This is a genomic window from Microbacterium phycohabitans (genome assembly GCF_032464935.1).
Classification (GTDB): Bacteria; Actinomycetota; Actinomycetes; order Actinomycetales; family Microbacteriaceae; genus Microbacterium; species Microbacterium phycohabitans.
Genome location: NZ_JAWDIT010000002.1, coordinates 839,808 through 859,582 on the forward strand (window position 1 = coordinate 839,808; position 19,775 = coordinate 859,582).

18 protein-coding genes are annotated in these 19,775 nt (G+C 72.1%); 7 read left to right on the forward strand and 11 right to left on the reverse strand.

From position 1 onward, the window contains the following. Positions 1–34 precede the first annotated feature (34 nt). From RWH44_RS08280 to RWH44_RS08290, 3 genes are read left to right on the forward strand one after another with little or no spacing between them, the layout of a single operon-like run. Positions 35–1,123, forward strand: a complete 1,089-nt coding sequence (locus RWH44_RS08280) for an LLM class flavin-dependent oxidoreductase (RefSeq protein WP_437127276.1) — start codon at positions 35–37, stop codon at positions 1,121–1,123. Next, positions 1,120–3,132, forward strand: coding sequence for an MFS transporter (locus tag RWH44_RS08285; protein ID WP_316004205.1), 2,013 nt, complete (start codon positions 1,120–1,122; stop codon positions 3,130–3,132). Before RWH44_RS08280 ends, RWH44_RS08285 begins: the two co-directional genes overlap by 4 nt. 11 nt (positions 3,133–3,143) lie before the next feature. Beyond that, entirely contained in the window at positions 3,144–4,232 is a 1,089-nt protein-coding gene (locus RWH44_RS08290; protein ID WP_316004206.1) for an FAD-dependent oxidoreductase, read from the forward strand. A gap of 234 nt (positions 4,233–4,466) precedes the next feature. Here the strand turns inward: RWH44_RS08290 and RWH44_RS08295 are convergent, their stop codons facing one another. Then, positions 4,467–4,919 (reverse strand): Lrp/AsnC family transcriptional regulator, encoded by a 453-nt coding sequence (locus RWH44_RS08295; RefSeq protein WP_316004207.1) that lies wholly within the window; start codon positions 4,917–4,919, stop codon positions 4,467–4,469. Between the two features lie 118 nt (positions 4,920–5,037). On the opposite strand from RWH44_RS08295, the gene RWH44_RS08300 reads away from it, so the two are divergent. Both RWH44_RS08300 and RWH44_RS08305 read left to right on the forward strand, forming a co-directional pair. After that, the gene (locus tag RWH44_RS08300; RefSeq protein WP_316004208.1) at positions 5,038–5,934 is read left to right on the forward strand and encodes a PhzF family phenazine biosynthesis protein; all 897 of its coding nucleotides are present in this window, start codon (positions 5,038–5,040) and stop codon (positions 5,932–5,934) included. Then, entirely contained in the window at positions 5,931–6,389 is a 459-nt protein-coding gene (locus RWH44_RS08305; RefSeq protein WP_316004209.1) for a nucleoside deaminase, read from the forward strand. The genes RWH44_RS08300 and RWH44_RS08305 overlap by 4 nt, the downstream gene beginning before the upstream one ends. 175 nt (positions 6,390–6,564) lie before the next feature. On the opposite strand, the gene RWH44_RS08310 is transcribed toward RWH44_RS08305, so the two are convergent. From RWH44_RS08310 to RWH44_RS08350, 9 genes are all read right to left on the reverse strand, one after another. Next, positions 6,565–8,049, reverse strand: coding sequence for a protein adenylyltransferase SelO family protein (locus RWH44_RS08310; protein WP_316004210.1), 1,485 nt, complete (start codon positions 8,047–8,049; stop codon positions 6,565–6,567). A gap of 8 nt (positions 8,050–8,057) precedes the next feature. Then, the gene (locus RWH44_RS08315; protein WP_316004211.1) at positions 8,058–8,600 is read right to left on the reverse strand and encodes a GNAT family N-acetyltransferase; all 543 of its coding nucleotides are present in this window, start codon (positions 8,598–8,600) and stop codon (positions 8,058–8,060) included. Between the two features lie 84 nt (positions 8,601–8,684). Then, positions 8,685–9,686 (reverse strand): ABC transporter substrate-binding protein, encoded by a 1,002-nt coding sequence (locus RWH44_RS08320; protein WP_316004212.1) that lies wholly within the window; start codon positions 9,684–9,686, stop codon positions 8,685–8,687. Positions 9,687–9,870: 184 nt separating this feature from the next. Further along, the gene (locus RWH44_RS08325; RefSeq protein ID WP_316004213.1) at positions 9,871–10,653 is read right to left on the reverse strand and encodes an amino acid ABC transporter ATP-binding protein; all 783 of its coding nucleotides are present in this window, start codon (positions 10,651–10,653) and stop codon (positions 9,871–9,873) included. Continuing rightward, positions 10,650–11,708 carry an amino acid ABC transporter permease gene (locus tag RWH44_RS08330; RefSeq protein WP_316004214.1) on the reverse strand — a complete coding sequence of 353 codons (1,059 nt, stop codon included), beginning with the start codon at positions 11,706–11,708 and terminating at the stop codon, positions 10,650–10,652. Before RWH44_RS08330 ends, RWH44_RS08325 begins: the two co-directional genes overlap by 4 nt. A 361-nt stretch (positions 11,709–12,069) precedes the next feature. Continuing rightward, positions 12,070–13,347, reverse strand: a complete 1,278-nt coding sequence (locus tag RWH44_RS08335) for a M20/M25/M40 family metallo-hydrolase (protein ID WP_316004215.1) — start codon at positions 13,345–13,347, stop codon at positions 12,070–12,072. 3 nt (positions 13,348–13,350) lie between these two features. Next, positions 13,351–13,701, reverse strand: a complete 351-nt coding sequence (locus RWH44_RS08340) for a carboxymuconolactone decarboxylase family protein (protein WP_264629741.1) — start codon at positions 13,699–13,701, stop codon at positions 13,351–13,353. A gap of 120 nt (positions 13,702–13,821) precedes the next feature. Next, a complete protein-coding gene (locus RWH44_RS08345; RefSeq protein ID WP_316004216.1) occupies positions 13,822–14,529 on the reverse strand; it encodes an SDR family NAD(P)-dependent oxidoreductase in 708 nt (235 codons plus the stop codon). Between the two features lie 95 nt (positions 14,530–14,624). Then, positions 14,625–15,110: a pyridoxamine 5'-phosphate oxidase family protein gene (locus RWH44_RS08350; RefSeq protein ID WP_316004217.1), complete on the reverse strand. Its 486-nt coding sequence runs from the start codon at positions 15,108–15,110 to the stop codon at positions 14,625–14,627. A 241-nt stretch (positions 15,111–15,351) separates the two neighbouring features. On the opposite strand from RWH44_RS08350, the gene RWH44_RS08355 reads away from it, so the two are divergent. Further along, the gene (locus tag RWH44_RS08355) at positions 15,352–16,353 is read left to right on the forward strand and encodes an alpha/beta hydrolase (RefSeq protein ID WP_316004218.1); all 1,002 of its coding nucleotides are present in this window, start codon (positions 15,352–15,354) and stop codon (positions 16,351–16,353) included. Between the two features lie 399 nt (positions 16,354–16,752). Next, on the forward strand, positions 16,753–18,129 hold the full coding sequence (locus RWH44_RS08360; protein ID WP_316004219.1) for an amidohydrolase family protein: 1,377 nt from the start codon (positions 16,753–16,755) through the stop codon (positions 18,127–18,129). Positions 18,130–18,514: 385 nt separating this feature from the next. Here the strand turns inward: RWH44_RS08360 and RWH44_RS08365 are convergent, their stop codons facing one another. Continuing rightward, positions 18,515–19,729 (reverse strand): MFS transporter, encoded by a 1,215-nt coding sequence (locus RWH44_RS08365; protein ID WP_316004220.1) that lies wholly within the window; start codon positions 19,727–19,729, stop codon positions 18,515–18,517. Positions 19,730–19,775: the final 46 nt, after the last annotated feature.

Below are 19,775 nucleotides of genomic sequence, written 5' to 3' on the forward strand. Positions count from 1 at the left end.
ATCATCCCGTTCTACGCCAACCCCCTTCACCGGTGTGCAGGTCAGCCCCGCCGACCGCTTCGCACAGACGGTCGAGGCGGCCGTGCGGGCCGAACAGCTCGGCTTCGACGCGGTGAGCGTCGGCGAACGGCACGCCGGACGGTTCTTGTCGTCGTCGCCCACCGTCGTGCTCGGCGCCATCGCCGCGCGCACGTCGCGCGTGCGGCTGAACTCCGGGGTGACGGTGCTCTCGGTGCTCGACCCCGTTCGGGTGGCTGAGGACTACGCCACGATCGACCAACTCTCGCGCGGGCGCGTGGAGCTCACGATCGGCAAGGGCAACGAGGTCGCGCAGTTCCCGCTGTTCGGTCTCGAGATCGACGACCAGTGGGAACTGCTCGCCGAGAAGTACGAGCTGTTGCGCGCCCTGTGGCGCACCGAGGAGCTCGACTGGTCGGGCGGCGAGTTCACCCGCCCGTTGCGGGCCACGACCACCCTGCCCCGACCCTTCGCCGGGCCGCCGCGGGTGTGGCACGGGTCGGCGACGACGCTCTTCTCGGCGGCGCTGGCGGCGCGTCACGGCGACCCTCTGTTCAGCGCGAACGCCATCCAACCGCTGCAGAACTACGGCGTGCTCGTTGATCACTACCGCGACGAGTACGCCAGACATGGTCACGATCCGCGCACGGCGTACGTCGGCGCCGGTGCGGGCGCGCTGTTCCTCGCCGACACGAGCCAGGAGGCGGTCGAGCAGTACGGCCCGGTGTACGAGGCGATCGTGGCGGCGACCAACGTCCCGGGCAACAACACCCCCTTCCGCGACATGCAACACGCCGTCGCGGAGGGCCCGGCGCTGGTCGGTACGGCGCAGCAGGTCATCGACAAGATCGCGACGTTCCACGGCAGGCTCGGCCACGACCTGCAGTCGATCAGCCTTCCCACGACGGTCCCGTTCGCGCAGCAGCTCGAGATCCTGGAGCGCTTCGCGACCGAGGTGATCCCGGTGCTGCGCCGCGAGCTGCCGACGACCCTGTGGACAGACGCCGACCCCGCGGGGCTCCGGCCGGACATTCCGGCATCCCCTCCGGCGGGGACCGAGGGTGCCGTCGGCCGGGCTCCCACCTTGGCGGGCGCGGCGTCGTGAGTCCGGCGGCGGCCGAGTCGCGCGGCGCGGATCCTGTCGATGCGCGGACAGCGCTCGCGTGCTGCCTCGCCGCGGGCTTCGCGACCCTGCTGGACGCGACCGTGGTCGCCTACACCGCGCCCACGGTCGCGTCGTCGCTGGATGCCGCGACCTCGGGCGTGCAGTGGTTCCTCGCCGCGTACTCCCTCACGTTCGGGTTGGGGCTCGTGCCCGCGGGGCGTCTGGGCGACGCCTTCGGGCGACGGGAGCTGTTCGTGGGCGGACTGCTGGCGTTCATGGTCGGCGCGGTCGCGTCGGCTCTGGCGCCGTCGGTCGCGCCCCTCGTCGTGGGGCGTCTCGCCCAGGGGCTCGGGGCGGGGTTCATCAGCGCGCAGGTGCTCGGGATCATCCAGGACACCGCTCACGGTTCGGCGCGCGTGCGCGCGCTCGGCGCCTACAGTGCCGTCGGCGCGCTCGCCGCGATCGTGGGGCCCCTGGTGGCGGGCGTCCTGCTGTGGGTGCTGCCTTCCGACCTGGGATGGCGTCTGGTGCTGGTGGCACCGGTTCCGTTCGCGGCCGTCGCCGCCTGGCGCGGTCTACGGTCCCTTCCCCGCTCGAGCCCCGCACGCCTTGCGACGGGGCTCGACGTGCCCGGCATCGTCCTGCTCGGTGCGATCGTCGTGGCGGTGACCCTCCCGGTCATCGACCCGGGGATGCCAGGCCCCCTCGTTGTCGGCACGCTCGGGGTGGTCGCCATCCTCGTGGTCGCCCTGATGCTCTGGGAACGCGGGTATGCGCGCCGTAGCCGACTGCCCCTCTTCGCTCCGGCGCTGTTACGCTCCGCGGGGTTCGTGGCGGGCAACGTCGTCGCGCTGCTGTGGTTCGGGAGCCTCCTCGCGCTGTCGACGGTCATCGCCGTCTTCTTCCTGCAGGCGGACCAGCTGCCGGCGTTCGTCATCGCCGCAGGTCTGGTTCCCGCCTCGCTCGCCCGACTCTTCACGTCGCGGGCGAGTTCGGCGATCTTCGCGCGCTTCGGGCCCGCGGTGGTCGCGGCGGGCCTCGCGATCGAGCTCGTCTGCTTGCTCGCTCTCGTGGCCGCGACCCTCGTGTGGGACGGAGGCGCGCTCTTCGCCGCGATCGTCGTGATCCAGATCGCGATGGGGTTCGCCGGCGGCCTCGTCGAGCCGGCCCTGCGCGCGGTCACGCTCGGGTTCGCCCCGGCGACGCTGCACGGTGTCGCGGCATCCTTCCTCCAGTTGACGCAGCGGCTCTCGGCGACCTTCTTCGTCGCTCTCGCCACCGGCATCGTGCTGGGCGTGGGCGCCGCGCCGACGACGGGATCCCTGCGGGTGGCCGTGGTGGTGTGCGCGGGGGCCGTATCGGTTGCGCTCGGGGTGGCGTGGTGGTCGCGACGGGGGCGCGTGGCTGGCAGCGGCGCCCGGACGGACGAGCGCCCCGTGTTACCGGCGGTTTCGCCGCCCTCCGCGGGTCTCGGCGGGTCCGGTGATACTGGCGTCATGACGGTGGCGCGAACCGAATGGCTGATCGAGCGGGTCGACTGGTCCGACGAACGCGCCGTGGCTCTGCGCGCCGCGATGGACGACGAGATCGCCCCGCGCTACGCGGAGGTGTTCGCCTCGTTCGACGACGAGACCGCGGCCCTCCTCGCCCAGGACTTCGCGGTCGACCCGACCACGATCGTCGAGGTCGTGCTCGTGCTCGACGACGACGGCGAGGCGGTCGGCCACGCGGCGCTGCGCGCTCTGGGCGACGAGCTCGAGGTCAAGCGCGTCTTCGTGCACCGCCGCGCGCGAGGCCACGGAGCCAGCCGTGCCCTCATGGCCGCCCTCGAAGAGCTCGCCCGCGCGCGAGGGGCCGGGCGCCTGATCCTGCAGACCGGTGACCGCCAGCCCGAGGCGATCGCCCTGTACGAGCGAATCGGATACCACCCGATCGAGACCTTCCCGCCGTACGTGCGTTTCGCGGGGTCGCGGTGCTTCGCCAAGACGCTGACGCCCGCCCGCGTATGAGCATCGACTCGATGGACGTCGCCGTCATCGGCGCGGGCGCGATGGGTGCGGCGACCGCCTGGCAGCTCGCGCGTCGCGGCGTGTCGGTCGAGGTGTTCGAGCAGTTCGAACCGGGTCACGTGCGCGGTGCCTCTCATGGCGCCTCCCGCAACTTCAACGTCGCCTACGACGAGCCCGGCTATCTCTCCTGGCTGCGCGAGGCGCGGGCGCTCTGGCGGGAACTCGAGCGCGAGAGCGCGACCGCCCTGCTGCAGGTGACGGGCATCGTGAACCACGGCGGTGGCCGCGATCTCGTGCGTGCGGCGCTGGCGATCCGCGCCGGCGGGTTCGGCGCCGACCTGCTCGACGCTCGCGAGGCGGGTCGGCGGTGGCCCGGCATCCGCTTCGACGGGCCGGTGCTGCACACCCCCGACGCGGGACGCCTGGATGCCGATGCGGCGGTCGCTGCGCTCCTCTCTGGCGCGGTGGCGGCCGGTGGCCATGTGCACTGGCGAACCCGGGTCGACGACCTCGCCGTGCGGGACGACGACGGTGTGGAGTTCCGGGCAATCGGCGACGCGGGGGAGCGCGTGGTCCGCGCCCGGCGGGTCGTCGTGACCGCCGGCGCATGGACCACACGGGTGCTGAAGTCGACGGATGCCGCGGGCGTCCTGCCCCGGCTCCGGGTCACGCAGGAGCAGCCGGCGCATTTCGCGCCGCACGATGCGTCGACGCCGTGGCCGGGGTTCAACCACCTGCCGGCCCCCGATGCGGCGGAGACAATGTGGTTCCCCGCGGGGATCTACGGCATGCTCACCCCCGGCGAGGGCGTGAAGGCCGGATGGCACGCCGCCGGCCCCGAGATCGACCCCGATCGGCGCAGCTTCACCCCCGATCCTGCGCTGACCGCCGCGCTCGTGCGATACGCCCGTGAGTGGCTGCCCGGCGTCGACCCCGGCGCCTTCACCGAGGTCACCTGCACATACACGTCCACGCCTGACGCGCGCTTCGTGCTCGAGCGGGTGGGGCCGGTCGTGATCGGCGCGGGCTTCTCCGGCCACGGCTTCAAGTTCACCCCGGTGATCGGCCGGATCCTTGCCGACGCGGTCGGCCGGGACTGACGTATCGGCGGCGACACCGAGGCCGGAGTCCGTCAGTTCCTCGTTGCGGACCCCGATGGATACCTCATCCGGTTCCAGGAATCCGTCGGGCGGAGGGACGTGTGGTGACCGCCCGGCGACCATCCGAGATCCCGTGGTGACCACGTCCTCCGCCCCTGTCGCGCAAGAAGGCGTGCCAGGCTCCTGCCCGCCGAGCGCCCACTCCGGAGACCCTCGCGCGGCTGTGTCGGCGCCTCAGGCGAGCGGGGCGGTGGGCCCGCGCCGGGGGAGCGTCTCGGTGTACACGATGCTCGTGGTGGTGTCACCGAATCGCGCGAGGTCGTCGACGAACTGCTGCAGCTGGGGCATCGACGTGGCGACGAGCCTGATGATGTAGCAGTCCTCGCCCGTGATGCGAAGGCACTCCAGCACGTGCGAGCTGGCTTCGAGATGGTCGAAGAACGGCTGGTGGTGATTTCCGAAGTACTTCAGACGGACGACGGCCTGCAACGGGATCCCCACCGCGGCGATGTCGATCTGCGCACGGTAGCCCACTAGGACGCCCTCGGATTCGAGTCGCCGGACGCGCTCGGTGGTCGCCGACGCGCTCAGTCGGGCCCGGCGCGCGAGCTCTGTGAACGTCACACGTCCGTCGCGCTGCAGCTCGCGGATGAGGACCCAGTCAATGTCATCCAGATCAACGGCCATGAGGGCAACCTAGCGTTGATTTCACGGTCTCAAACCCCGAACGCCGTGGTCTCTGCCTTCACCTCCTCGCCCGCTCGGGTCAGGCTTGTCGTATCGGGTTCGAACGAGGAGAGTACGGATGACGGTGCGGCAGGTTCGGTTCTTCTTCGTGGATGTCTTCGCGGCTCGACCGCTCACGGGCAACCCGCTCGCGCTCGTGCCCGACGCGGACGGGTTGGAGGAGTCGGCGATGAAGGCGCTCGCTCGCGAGTTCCATCAGTCCGAGACCACCTTCGTGTTGCGGCCCACGCGCGACGATGCGCGTTGGCGGTTGCGATCGTTCACGCCCGCGGGATTCGAGGTCGGCGGGGCGGGGCACAACGCGCTCGGCGCGTGGCTGTGGCTGGCCGATGCGGGACGGGTCGACGACGGCGATCACGTGCAGCAGATCGGTGACGAGCTGCTGCCGGTGACGGTCTCCCGCCGGCCCGATGGAATCCATGTCGCGATGACGCAGGGGTCGCCGCGGGTGAGCGAGCCCGTGGCAGATGCCCCCGCGGTCGCGGAGGCCCTCGGCATCGGCGCCTCCGCCATCGATGCCGAGCTGGCCGTGCGGGTGGGCTCGACGGGTGTTCCCCACCTCCTCGTTCCCGTGCACGGGGCCGAGGTCGTCGACGCTGTTCGGCCCGACGCCCGCGCGCTGCTGTCGGTCCTGAGGGCGGCGGGAGCCGAGGGATGCTACGTGTACAGCATCGACTCCCGCGGCGACGCCGGTGAGGGAACGGACGCGGACGCGTACGCGCGGTTCTTCAACCCCACCGTGGGCATCGTGGAGGACCCCGCGACCGGCACCGCCGCCGGACCTCTCGCCGCGCATCTCGTGCGGGCGGGACGCCTCCCCGACGGCGCGGACGTGCGTATCGACCAGGGCCACGCCCTGGAGCGGCCGAGCCGGCTCGTGGTGAACGTCGCCGGCGATGCCGTCACCCTCCGCGGCTCGGGTGTCGTGTCGGGAGAGGGGCTGATGCGGCTGTGACCGCATCGGAGGCCGACCGCGATGAGGACCGCAGGCTCGCGGAGGCGGTCGAGATGGCTCTGGATGCCGCGCGCGCGGGCGAGCTGCCCTACGCCTCGCTGCTCGTCGACGCCGAGGGAACGGTCGTGGCGCGGGCGTGCAACACCGTACGCAGCACGGGCGACATCACGAACCACCCCGAACTGATCCTCGCGCGCCACGCGGCGCTCACCCGCTCTGCGGAGGCCTGTCGTGCCCTGACCCTTTACACCAGTTGCGAACCCTGCGTGATGTGCCGCAACGTCATCGCCCGCGCCGGCATCGGCCGCGTCGTGTTCGCCCTCTCCACCGAGCAGCTCCACCGACTGCAGCCGCCGGGTGAGCCGCGCCCCGACGCCGCGCGCGTCGAGTACCGGGGCCCGAGCATGTTCGACCGAGCCCAGACGCCCGTCCGCGTCTTCTACGACTCCGTGTGACGGCCAGCGCGCCGCCTCTGCCACGTTGCGGCCATCGTCGCCACGGGACACGGTCGCGGCATCCCCCTTCGACGCGGCGACAATCGTGGAGTGGAGGGATCAGACCGCCAGGCTGACCCGCCGCCCGCTGCGTCTCACGAGAACAGCTCGTCGGCACCCCCCTGCCGCCGGCTCGTCACGTTCCGCAGAACGTCACGAACGGTGTCGCGGTGTCGGGCGGGATCGCCGAGAGTCGCTGGGCGAGCGGGGTGCCGTGCGCGGTGAAGGGGGAGCGCACCAGATCGACCAGCTCCCCGAACGGGCCGAGATCCCCCTCCACCGCCGCGGCCAACACCTCGTCCACGATGTGATTGCGCGGGATGATCGCGGGGTTGGCGGCATCCAGGCGTCCGGCATCGGGTCGGAGCGACTGCCATCCGTCGAGCCACGCCTCCACGGCGGGTCGCGCGGGGGGAGGGAACAACCCGCGCACGCCGGACCGGTCGTCGCGCGCGGTTGCGCCGAGCGCCCGCCAGAACCGCGGGAAGTCCGTCCGGTGCGCCGCCAGGAGTGCCAGCGCCGTCCGGGCGGTCTGCTCCACCGTCACGTCGGCGACCGTCGGGGCGAGGCCGAGCTTCGCGCGCAAGACGGCGATCCACCGGTCGCGGTAGCTCTCGTCGAAGCGCGCGACGATGTCCGCCGCGATCGCCCGCCCCTGCGCACCGTCACGGGCGAGCAGCGGGGCGAACGCCTCGCCCAGCCGCTCGAGATTCCACCGCATGATCTCGGGCTGGCGCCCATAGGCGTAGCGGCCGTGGTGATCGATCGAGCTGAAGACGGCGTCGGGGTCGTAGGCATCCAAGAATGCGCACGGTCCGTAGTCGATCGTCTCGCCGCTCACGAGCACGTTGTCGGTGCTCAGCACGCCGTGGACGAAGCCCGCGCCCATCCATCCGGCCGTCTGCCCGGCGACCGCGTCGACGATGCGGGTCAGCACGCCGCGGTACGGGTGGCTGTCGTCGGAGGCGTCGGGGTGGTGGCGGGAGATGGCCAGGTCCGCGAGGCGCCCGAGCACCGAACGGTCGTCCAGGACGGCGGCGTACTCGAACGACCCGTAGCGGATGTGACTGCGGGCCGTTCGAACGAGCACCGCACCGGGGAGCGTCACCCCGTCGAGCGAACGCGGCGAGCCCGTGGCGACGACGGCCAGCGCCCGGGTGCTCGGCAGGCCGAGGGCGTGCATGGCCTCGCCCAGGAGGAACTCCCGCAGCATCGGGCCGACGGTGGCGAACCCGTCGACTCTCGACATCGAGGTGGGGCCGATGCCCTTCGCGTGGATGTCGCGGAGCTGCCCCGACGCGTCCCGCCGTTCGCCGAGCAGGGCGGCGCGCCCGTCCCCGAGGATCGGGCGGAACCGGCCCCACTGGTGCCCCGCGTACACCTGCGCGACGGGGTGGGAACCGGGCGCGCGGACACCGCCGGTGAGGAACCGCAGACCTTCCTCGGTCTCCAGCGTCCGCGGGTCGATCTTTAACTCCCGCGCGAGAGCGTCGTTCAGAGCCAGCAGACGCGGGTGCGGCGCGAGCCGCGGGTCTACCGGACGTGACAGCTCCGGCAGGCTCCGGGCCCACACGGACTCGAGTCGGGGGAGTGCGGCGGCGACCACCGTGCGGGGGAGCACGTGGTCACTCAGAGGTCGAGGCCGAAGGCGCGCAGGTCGATCACGTGCCCCGGCTCCACCTCGATCGGGTGCTCGCGTTCGATCAGGCGGCGGAAGCCGAGCTTGAGGTACAGCGCGTGGGCGCCGAGCATCTCGGGACCGCTGTTCATGACCACGCGCACCGCGCCGCGCGCACGGGCGAGCGCGATCACGTGGTGTGTGAGGGCTTCGCCGACTCCCCGGCCGCGCGCCGCGGGCGCCACCGCGAGCTGGCGGAAGTCCAGCTCGCCGTCGCGGGCGAGTTCCGACAGGCGTTCGCCGGGCCGCGGGACCCACACCGTGCCGACGAGGTCGCCGGCGGCGTCCACGGCCACCCACACCTCGCCCTGCGCGAGCCGTCCTTCGATGTCGGCGAGCGAGGCGAGATACCCCTCGGTGAGCCCGTCGTAGCTGTGGCGGTAGGCGTCGACCGTGACGCTTCCGGCCTCCGCGTACTCGTGCGGTGCGACCGGGCGGATGGTCAGCGCGCGTTCGGCGGGCACGTCGTGGTCGACGTGGGGCGAGGTGGTCATGGCATCCATTCTTGCGAGGCCGGGAGGGGACAGGGGGCGCACGCAACGTGGCCCGGTCGCGGACGACCGGGCCACGCGCGAGGGTCAGGACTTCGGGAGTCCCGGAGGGTTGATCTCGCTCTCGTCGACGCCCTCGGACTCGAGGCCCCAGGCGTCGAGCACCTTGGCGTAGGTTCCGTCGGCGATGTAGGCGTTCAGTACGAGGTTGACCGACTCGATGAGGCCGTTGCCCTTCTTCGTCGCCGCGGCGATGTCGGCCGCGAACGGCCACCCGCCGGGGATGATGCCGACGAGCTTCGTCTCACCGGTCTCACGCGCGGCCCAGGCCGCCGTGGCGTTCGGACCGAACGTGGCGTCGACGCGGCCGGACTGCAGCGCGAGGGTCGCGGCGGCGGTATCGTCGTAGTAGTTCAGCTCGGCGGGGGCCTTGCCGGCGGCGGTGAGCTCCTCGTTCCACTTCAGCAGTACCTTCTCCTGGTTCGTGCCGGAGCCCACGACGATCTTCAGTCCCGAGATGTCGTCGGCCTCCTCGATCTTCGAGATCGAGCTGTCGGAGCGCACGTAGAAGCCGAGCAGGTCTTGGCGGTAGCTGGCGAAGTCGTACAGCTCCTTGCGCTCTTCGGTGACCGTGACGTTCGAGGTGATGAGGTCGTACTTTCCCGACTGAATGCCGAGGGGCCAGTCGGCCCACGCGACCACGACCGGGTTGTACTCGAGGCCGAGGCCATCGGCGATGAGCTCGCCGATGTTCGGCTCGGTGCCGGCGACGTCGGCCGCGGTGGTGGTGCCCTCGGGCTGGTAGCTCAGCGGCGGGACGAAGGCGCCGATCGCCACCGTCAGCTTGCCGGGCTCGATCGGGGTGAACCCGCTCGCCTTCAGCGCAGCGACGGCCTCCGGAACGGCCTCGCCCGTGATGCGGGGAATCTCACCGGTGTCGGGGTTCGCCGACGCGGTGGTGCTGGGGGCGGCGGCGGCCTCCGCCTCGGCGGGGCGGTTGAAGATCGCGAGTGATCCGACGCCGACGAGCGCGGCCACCGCGACGACGGCGACGCCGATCGCGATGCCCTGTTTCTTGCTGAGTGCCATGTTGTGTCTCCTTGGGAGGGTGGGATGCCGCGAGGCCGGGTCGGTCGCGGTGTCTGGTGGGGGTGGCTGAGCGTGTCGAAGCCACCGGGGTGCTGCGGGTGCCGGTCCCTTCGACGGGCTCAGGGACCTCGGGGTGCAGGAGAGGTGGCTGAGCCTGTCGAAGCCACCGGCGGACAGCGGCCGGTCAGCCGAGCACCTTCGCGAGGAACTCGCGCGTGCGCGGGTGCCGCGGTCGAGAGAGCACCTCGTCGGGCGAGCCCTGCTCGATGACCCGGCCGTCGTCGAGGAACACCACGCGATCGGCCACCTCGCGGGCGAAGCCGATCTCGTGCGTCACGATCACGAGCGTCGTCCCGAGCTTCGCCAGATCCCGGATGACGTCGAGCACTTCGCCTACCAATTCGGGATCCAGTGCGCTCGTCGGCTCGTCGAACAGCAGCACCTTCGGTTGAAGGGCGAGCGCGCGGGCGATTGCGACGCGCTGCTGCTGGCCGCCCGACAGCTGCCGCGGATACGCGTCGGCCTTGTGCGCGAGCCCGACACGGTCGAGCAGGCCTCGGGCGAGCTCGAGGGCGTCGCTCTTACTCAGCCGTTTGAGGGCGATCGGCGCCTCGATGACGTTCTCGATCGCGGTCAGGTGCGGGAACAGGTGGAAGTTCTGGAACACGATTCCCACCTGCGTCCGTCGCTGCAGGATCTCGCGCTCGCGGAGCTCGTGCAGCTTGCCGTGGCGCAGCTCGTAGCCGATGAACTCCCCGTCGACCGTGACCGACCCGGCATCCACGGTCTCGAGGTGGTTGATCGTGCGCAGCAGCGTTGACTTGCCCGAACCGCTCGGGCCGAGCAGAGCGACGACCTCACCGGGCTGGACCGTCAGATCGACGCCCCTCAGCACCTCGGTACCGTGGAACGACTTGTGAACGTTGCGGATGTCCACCAGTCCGCGGGTCACGGTCGCGGCGGTCATGCTCCGGCTCCTCGCGTCTCGACGTCGTCGGTGGATGCCGGTGCTTCGGCATCCGTTCGTCTCCGTCGTTGCGGCGGGGCGGTGTCGTCACCCAACCGCGCCCACTGCGCGGCCACCCAGCCGCGGGCCCGCTGCACCGGCGTCGGGGGCAGGGCGCGGGCCGAGCCGCGGGCGTAGTGCCGCTCGATGTAGTACTGCGCGACGCTCAGGATCGTGGTGATGAGCGTGTACCAGACCACCGCCACCAGCAGCAGCGGGATCACGCGGCTGTTGCGGTTGTAGATGACCTGCACCGCGTAGAACAGCTCGGGGATCGCGATGACGAAGACCACCGACGCACCCTTCACGAGACCGATCACCTCGTTCGTGGCGTTGGGGACGATCGATCGCATCGCCTGCGGAAGGATGATGCGGAACAGGCGACGGGATGCCGGGATGCCGAGCGCGGCGGCCGCCTCGTGCTGACCCGGGTCGACCGAGACGAGCCCGCCGCGGATGATCTCCGCCGAGTACGCGGCCTGGTGCAGGCCCAGGCCGAGGATCGCCGCGGCGAAGGCGCTCACGAGCTGCACCGTGGGGAACTCCACGATCCAGAAGTCGGTCGTGAACGGGGTTCCGAGGCCCAGCGTCGGGTAGAGGTAGCCGAGGTTGTACCAGACGATGATCTGCACCACGAGCGGCACCGAGCGGAAGAACCAGATGTAGCCCCACGCGACCGCGTTCAGCAGCGGCGAGGCCGACAGACGCCCGAGGGCCAGGAGCGTGCCGAGCGAGAAGCCGACGACGGCCGAGATCGCCGTGAGCGAGAGCGTGTATCCGATGCCGATCAGCACGGGCTCCGAGAAGAAGTACTCGGCGAACGTCGCCCACATGTACCGGTCGTTCGTCACGAGGCTCCAGGCGAACTGGGCGACGACGAACAGCAGCAGGGCGCTGAGGATCCAGCGCCACCAGTGGCGGACGGGGACGACGGCGATCGTGCCGAGATCGACCGTGGCGGTCGGCCCGGCGGGCGGGGCCGTGCGGTCGGCGGGGGCCGGCGCGGTGGTGGTCATGACGTGCTCCTCGGACTCCGTTTCGGCGCGGGGCGCCGGTGGGTTGCGTCACGGTACGACGGCGTCGGAGGGCGTCGCGAGGTGCCCATTCACACGTCGCAACGGCCCGCCACGCACCGCAATGCGACGCCATGCGCGGTAACACGCTGGACGGCGACTGCGGGGTCGGGTACGTCCGGCTCACGCCGCGCGACCGCCGCGCGGAGCCGTGCACAACTCCTGCATTTCCTGCGGCGGAAGTGGTTACGGGCCTTCGCCCCGCGCTTCTGCAGGAGTTGTGCGTGCCGGGCACCGAGCGTCGGCTCAGGCGCCGCGCGGAGCCGACCGTCGGCTCACGCGCCGCGCGGAGCCGACCGCCGGCTCACGCCTCGCGCAGGATCCGCGCCGTCACCCGCGTACCGAACGCGAGCGCCTCCACCGGCACCCTCTCGTCGGCCGCGTGGAACTGCCCGAACACGTCGAAGTCGGCGGGCACGCGCAACGGCACGAATCCGTAGCCGCGGATGCCGAGCCGGCTCAGGTGCTTGTTGTCGGTGCTCGCCGGCAGCAGGTACGGTACGACCACCCCGTCGGGGTCTTCCGCGGTGATCGCGCGCTGCAGAACGTCGACCAGGGGCGCGTCGACCGACGCCTCGATCGCGGCGATGTCGCGTGCCCAGGTCAGCTCGATGTCGTCGCCGACGACGGCGGCCAGCTCGGACCGCACCACGTCGTGCTGCCCGGGCACGATGCGCACATCGAGCGTCGCGCTCGCCGAAGCGGGGATGACGTTGGCTTTCCCGCCCGCCGCGAGCACCGTCGGGGAGGCGGTGTTGCGCATGCCGGCATCGAGGAGGGATGCCGCGAAACCCAGGTCGTCGATCCGCCCGCCCGCGCGCTCCCAGGTGTCGACGAACCGTTCGAGCGTCGCCGTGCGCACCACGGGGAACGTGTGCGCGCCCACCGCGGCGACGGCCCGCGCGAGCCGGACCACGGCGTTGTCGGCGGTGGGACGCGAACCGTGCGCGGCCCGGCCGCGGGCGGTGAGAGTCGCGGTCGAGACGCCCTTCTCCGCCGTGGCCACCAGGTACGCGCGGCGGTCACCGGGGAGAGGGAGCGAGAATCCGCCCACCTCGCTGAGCGCCTCGGTCGCCCCGGCGAACAGCTCGGGGCGGTGCTGCACGAGCCACCGAGCCCCCCACACGCCCCCGGCCTCTTCGTCGGCGAAGAAGGCGAAGATCAGATCGCGGCGCGGCACGACCCCGTCGCGGCGGAACGCGCGCGCGATCGCGAGCAGCATCCCGGCGAAGTCCTTCATGTCGACCGCTCCGCGGCCGTAGAGCATGCCGTCGTGGATCTCGGCCCCGAAGGGCGGGTGCGTCCAGTCTGCGGCGTCGACCGGCACCACGTCGAGGTGGGCGTGGGCCACGAGGGCACCGGCATCCGGGTCCGAACCGGTCAGGCGGGCGATCACGCTCGCGCGTCCCGGCACGGGTTCGACGAGGGTGGTCGCGTAGCCCGCGTCTTCGAGCTGCGCCTGGACGAATCGCGCCGCGCGCGTCTCGCCGTCGCCGATGGTCGCGGGGTCGCCGGTGTTGACGCTGTCGATGCGGATGAGGGCGCGGACGAACTCCAGCGCCTCGGCCTCCAGGGGCGACACGGGTCAGTGCTCGTGGGGGCGGGCGTCCTCGCCGAGCTTGAATGCGAGGCGGCCGTGCGCGTAGCCGCCGCCCGCGCGGATGGCGGTGGCGACCCATGCCGCCTCGGCGAGCTCGGCCTCGGTCGCTCCGGCCTTGACCGCGTTCTGCGAGTGCCCGTCGATGCAGTAGACGCACTGCGTGGTGATGCCGACGGCGAGGGCGATGAGCTCGCGGTACTTCAGCGGGATCGCCCGGCCCTCGGGGGCGAAGACGGCCTGATCGAACGCGGCGAAGGCGGCGAGGATGTCGGGCGTCTCGTTCTTGTAGACCTTCGTGTAGGTCTTGTCGGCGGTGCGGTCGAAGTAGTCGGACATGTGCTCTCCAGGTCGGGAACGGCGGGCGGATGCCACGCCCCACCGTAATCACCGGGCTCGGATGAGCCGCGGGGCCGCCGTCACGCGCGGTCACACGTCGCGGTCCGCTCCGCCCCGGCGTCAATGCATGATCATCCCGCCGGTGACGTTGATCGCCTGACCGGTGAGGTACCCGCCCGCCGACGAAGCGAGGAAGTGGGTCACCCCGGCGACGTCCTCCGGGATGCCGAGACGGCCGAGCGGCGACTTCGCGCTCCACGCGGCGACGTCGGCCTCCGACCGGGTGTCGGCGCCCATCTCGGTGAGGACGTATCCGGGGCAGACGGCGTTGACGGTGACGCCGTGGCATCCCCATTCCTGGGCGCCCGCGCGGGTGAGTGCGACGACCGCCGCCTTCGACGCCGCGTAGTGGCCCTCGCCGCCGCCACCGTGCTTCGCGGCCATGCTGGCGATGTTGACGATCGCGCCGGCGCGAGCCTCGAGCATGACGGGCGCAACGGCCTGCATCGTGACGAGCGTGGCGCGGGCGTTGATGTCGAGCACGCGGTCCCAGTCGTCGACGGAGATGTCGAGGAGGGCTGCGTGCTGGAAGATACCGGCGCAGTTGACGAGCACGTCGACGCCGCCGAGGGTCTCGACCGCCTCCCCGACGGCGCGGCGCGTGTCGAGGGGGTCGCTCAGGTCGACGGCGACGAAGACGGATGCCGTGCTCTCGGCGGGGGCGCGACGGTCGAGCACCGCGACCCGGGCGCCGTCGTCGAGGAAGCGGCGCACGATCGCTGCGCCGATGCCGCCGGAGCCGCCGGTCACGATGACGCGCTGCGACATGGTTCTCCCTTCGCGAGGCGTCGGGTCGCCTCGAGCGTCACCGTACGCCCGCGCTCGAACGCGCCCGCGACGCGCGCGTTTCCGCGGCGTAACGCTCACCCCGCCAGCATCGCCCACACCTCGGCCGCGTCGACCTCGAGCCGCGCGTCGGTGCCACGCGCGCGCCACGCCTCGCGATCGAACACGAAGGCCCGCTCGACCTCGAGCACATAGAGGCGTTTGGTGGGCACCGCCAGCACGGAAACCGGATCGTCGTCCCCGGCATCGCGGGGCAGCCGCGCGGCCAGGACCGAGCGGATCGCCGAGGCCTCGGCATCCACCTCCCTCGCCGCGAAGGCCAGCTGCACGCCGTCGGCATCGGCAGGTTCGGCCGAGGAGTCGTACACGACCCCGGATGCCAGGCCCGACGCCGCGATCGAGCGCGCGTGGCGCGATGAGACGTCGGACTCGACGTACAGGCCGCGGGGGAGGAGCCGGTACTGCGCGGCGGCGGTCCACGGGCCGTCGGCGTCGGCGGTGCCGATCACGACGAAGCGCTGGGCGCGGAGGATCGCGGCGGCGCGCTGTGCGGGAGAGGCCATGCGGACATCGTCGGGGGCGTGCGCGACGCGGGTGTTTCCACGCCGTAACGCTTGCGCGGCTCGCGCCGTGTCACGTCGCGCGCGCGCCTACGCTCGCATCCGAGGCGCCGCCGCTCGTCGAATGTCCACGACACGCCGCATCCGGCCAGCCTGTCGAGTGTCCAAGACACGCCGCGCGGAACCGGCCGCCAACGGCGTGTCGTGGACACTCGAACCTCATCGAGAACGAACCAGGAGCACCGTGAGCGACAGCGTCCACCCCGCCATCACCGACCCCGACGTGCGTGCGCATCTCGCGCGCCTCGCCGCGCAGGCCGGCACGATCCCCTCAGGGGCCACGGATGCCGACGGCGACGACGCCGCGCGCCTCGCCGAGCTGCGCGCGAACCCGTCGTGGGTGCGGCTGCCCGACGACGAGGCCCTCGAATCGATCGACCTGGATGCCGACGGTCTCGCCCTGCGCCTGTACCGGCCGCGCGGCGGTCACCGCGGGACGCTCGTCTTCGCCCACGGCGGGGGATGGGTCGCCGGCGACCTCGACAACAACGACGCGCTGTGCCGCGCGCTCGCCGCGGCGACCGGGGCCCAGGTGCTGAGCGTCGACTACCGCTTGGCGCCCGAGCATCCGTTCCCGGCCGGACTCGACGACCTCGATCGCGCGCTGCGCTTCGCCGCCGCCGGCGCCGGCGGACTCGTCGACCCGTCGCTGCTCGGCGTCGCGGGCCACAGCGCCGGGGGCAACCTCGCCGCCGCTCTCGCCCTGCGTGCGCGGGAGGGTCGGGCTCCCGGCATCCGGGTCCAGGTGCTGCTGTGCCCCGTGCTCGACGCGCCCGACCCCGACCGGCCGAGCTACCGCGCGCACACCGAGAACCTCCCGCTGACCGCGAAGGGGATGCAGTGGTACTGGGGGCTGTATCTCGGCGGCGCCGCGGGGGCGGCCGCGCCGGCGGGCGCCCCCGCTCCATCGCGAACGGATGCCGCGGATGCGGTGCCCGTCGAGGCGGCGCCGCTCCGTGCGTCGGAGCTCGCCGGTTCGGCTCCGGCCGTGATCGTCGCGGCGGCCGTCGACCCCCTGTCGGACGAAGCAGAGGAGTACGCCGCGCGGCTGGCGGCATCCGGCACCCCCGTCGAGTTCGTGCGACGCGAGGGGGTGCCGCACCTGTTCCTGGTGTTCCCGTCGACGCCCGCGCGCGACGAGGTGCTGGCCGCGGTCGCGCCCGCGGTGCGCGCGGCGTTCGCCTGACCCCCTTGTCCCACTTGTGGTGGGTGCGGCGGTGTGTGACCGGCGTTTTGTGGGACATGCACCGCTAGAGGTGGGGCGAGGTGCGGGGGTGGCGCTGGGCTGCGGACCCTTGTCCCACTTGTGGGGGGTGCGGCGGTGTGTGACCGGCGTTTTGTGGGACATGCACCGCTAGAGGTGGGGCGAGGTGCGGGGGTGGCGTTGGGCTGCGGGCCCTTGTCCCAGTTGTGGTGGGTGCGGCGGTGTGTGACCGGCGTTTTGTGGGACATGCACCGCCAGAAGTGGGACGAGGGGCTGCGGTGGCGCCGACATGCACCGCCAGAAGTGGGACGAGGCCTCTCGCAAACCACTCGCCGCACGCCCGGAACACCGCGGAAACACGCCATTGTTACCGTCATCAACATGTCGCTCCTGGTCACGAACGCACGTCTCATCACGGTCCCCGCGGGCACCGACGACCCCGGCTACATCGAGCGCGGATACATGCTCGTGCAGGACGGACGCATCGCCGCGATCGGCGCCGGCGACCCCGACCCGGGCATCACCGCCGACGAGATCCTCGACGTCGACGGCAAGTTCGTGGCCCCCGGCTTCGTGTCGAGCCACAGCCACCTCTTCACGAGCGGCTCGCGCGGCCTCGGCGTCGACCAGACGCTCTACGGCTGGTGCACCTCGATGTTCAGCGTCCTCAACAACGCCTCGCCCGATCAGATCTACTGGGCGACGCTGCACGGATCGCTCGACTTCCTCGCCAACGGCGTGACCACGGCGTACAACTTCACCGACCCCCTCCTGCCGTGGGAGCCCATGGTCGAGGGCAAGCGCGCCGACGGCGGCGGCATCCTGCGCGACCACGCGTGGCACACCCGGCAGGCCGATGGATGCCTCGACGCCGGGCTCCGCTTCGTCGACTCCATCGCGCTCGATGCCACCGTGGGCACCGACGACGAGATCTTCGCCCGGTTCGAGGCCTCCCTCGACCACGTCCTCGCGATGGACCCCGACATCGCCCTCGGCGCCTCGATCATGGGCCAGGTGCAGTGGTCGACCCGGCCCGACGCCGCCGAGATCGAGGTCGCGGTGATGGACCGGTTCGGCGTCACCAACCAGGCGCACTTCCTCGAGACGTACGAGGCGATCGAGCACCAGCAGACGAAGTTCCAGCTGTACAAGAACGCCGGAGCCCTGCGCCCCGGCATGATGTTCGGCCACTTCATCCAGACGACGCCCGAGATCATCGCGGATGCCGCCGCCGGCGGCGCCAGCATGTCGTGGCAGCCTGCGTCGAACGGGCGTCTCGCGTCGGGCATCGCCCACGTTCCCGAGATGCTCGAGCAGGGGATGAAGGTCGGCATGGGGCTCGACGACCAGGCCTGCACCGACGTCGCCGACCCGTGGCAGAACATGCGCATGGGGATGTTCATGCAGCGCGCCCGTACCCACGACCCGCTGTCGATGATGCCCGAGCGGGTCCTGCGCCTGCATACCCTCGGGGGCGCGGAGATCATGGGCGTCGACGACCGCGTCGGCAGCCTCGAGGTCGGCAAATTCGCCGACTTCGTCGTGGTCGACCCGCGCACGCCCGACGTCGGCCCGCTGTGGAACCCGGTGCGCAGCTACGTGCTCGCGTGCGGCCTGCGCAACCTGCAGCAGGTCTACGTCGGCGGCAAGCTCGTCAACGAGAACGGCGTCTCGACCAACCCTCTCGCGGTCGTGGCATCCCGCGTTCTGCACGAGGAGCTGCCGGCGCTCGCGGAGGAGTTCGGCGTCATCCTGTAGGACTCCGTCTCGTCGCGGCCGCCCCCGTCGATATCCGTCCCGCGAGCACAACGGCGGACGCCGCGGCCGACACGCCGCACTCGACCGTCTGGCGGCGGTGTGTCGTCGCCAATGTCCGCCGCTGTGTACGCCGCGCGGCATGACGTGATGGCGGGCGCGGCGACGGCCGTCGTGCCCGGCGAGGGTCGCGGCGCGTGCTCCGACGCGAGCACAACCGCAGGCGCAATGCCCGACACGCCGCACTCGACCGTCTGGCGGCGGTGTGTCGTCGCCGACGCCCGCCGTTGTATACGCCCGACACCTGGCCGTCGTTCCCCCGACACTGGCCGCCCGTGTGCACGGGGGCCGATCCCGCCGGCGGGTCTCCGATTCCGAGGCTCCGCCGTCAGCCCCGCGCGATCCGCAGCACCCACTCGCCCGCCGCGGCGATCCCCGCCGCCAGCGCCAGCGACACCGCAATCGTCACCAGCGCCGCGGCCGGGCCCGTGGCATCCAGAGCCGCTCCCGCGATCACACCGCCGATCGGCACGCCGAGCGACATCGCGGCGGTGGGGTAGGCGAGGGTCTCGGTCACGCGACCCTGCGGGGCGCGAGCGGATGCCACGAGGATCCCCGACACCATCACCGGCGACACCGCGAGCCCCAGCAGCAGGATCACCCCGAACAGCACCGGAACCGACCCCTGGGCGAAGGGGAGCCCCACGGCGACCACGGCGGCCAGCGCCGCGAAGCCGATGTAGCGGGCGGCGGGCGAGAGCTGCCACGACCGCGCCCCCGTGATGACCGAACCGATCGCGATCGCCACGGCGAGGGCGCTGAACGCCGGCCCCGCGAGCCACGGCCGCTCGCTCAGCTCGGCCCAGCCGACGAGGCTCACGTCGAACGCCCCGAACACCCCGCCCAGGGCGACGCACGCCACCGCGATGGGGATGACGCCCGCGGGCGGGAGGACCAGACCGCGGCGCCGAGGGCCCCGCGGGGTCGGCGGGGGCTGCGTGCCCCGCTGCGCGGCGAGCCAGACGCCGCCGATGACCCCGAGCCCGAGCGAGCCGAGCATCGCCACGGCGGGATCGATCGCCGCGGCGATCGCGGTGATGGCGGGCGGCCCGGCGATGAAGACCATCTGGTCGGCGATCGTCTCGAGGGCGAGAGCGGCGGTGCGCTGCGAGGGCGGGGCGAGCACCGTCCACCGCGCGCGCACGGCCGAGGTCAGATCCGGGGTCGCCGCCCCCGTCACGAACGCCGCGACGAGCCAGGTCCAGAACGGCGCGCCGGTCAGCACGAGGGCGAGGAATGCGGATGCCGCGAGCACGAGGCATCCCAGCGATACGAGGATCACACGGGCCTGGCCGAACCGGTCCATGCGCGACGACCACAGCGGGGCCGCGATCGCCATTCCGCCCACGAGGGGAGCGACCACGAGCCCGGCCGAGGCGAAGCTGCCGGTCGTCGCCGACACGAGCAGGATGATGCCCAGCGACAGCGTCGCCCGGGGGAAGCGGGCGAGGATGCCGGCGGCGACGAAGCTGCGGGCCCCGGGCAGGCGCAGCACCTGACCGTATGCGCGGACGCCCTGGCCGGTCTCGGAGGCCACGCTCACGCGCGCACCGCCGAGACCACGGCATCCGGCATCCGGTCGTGGCCGC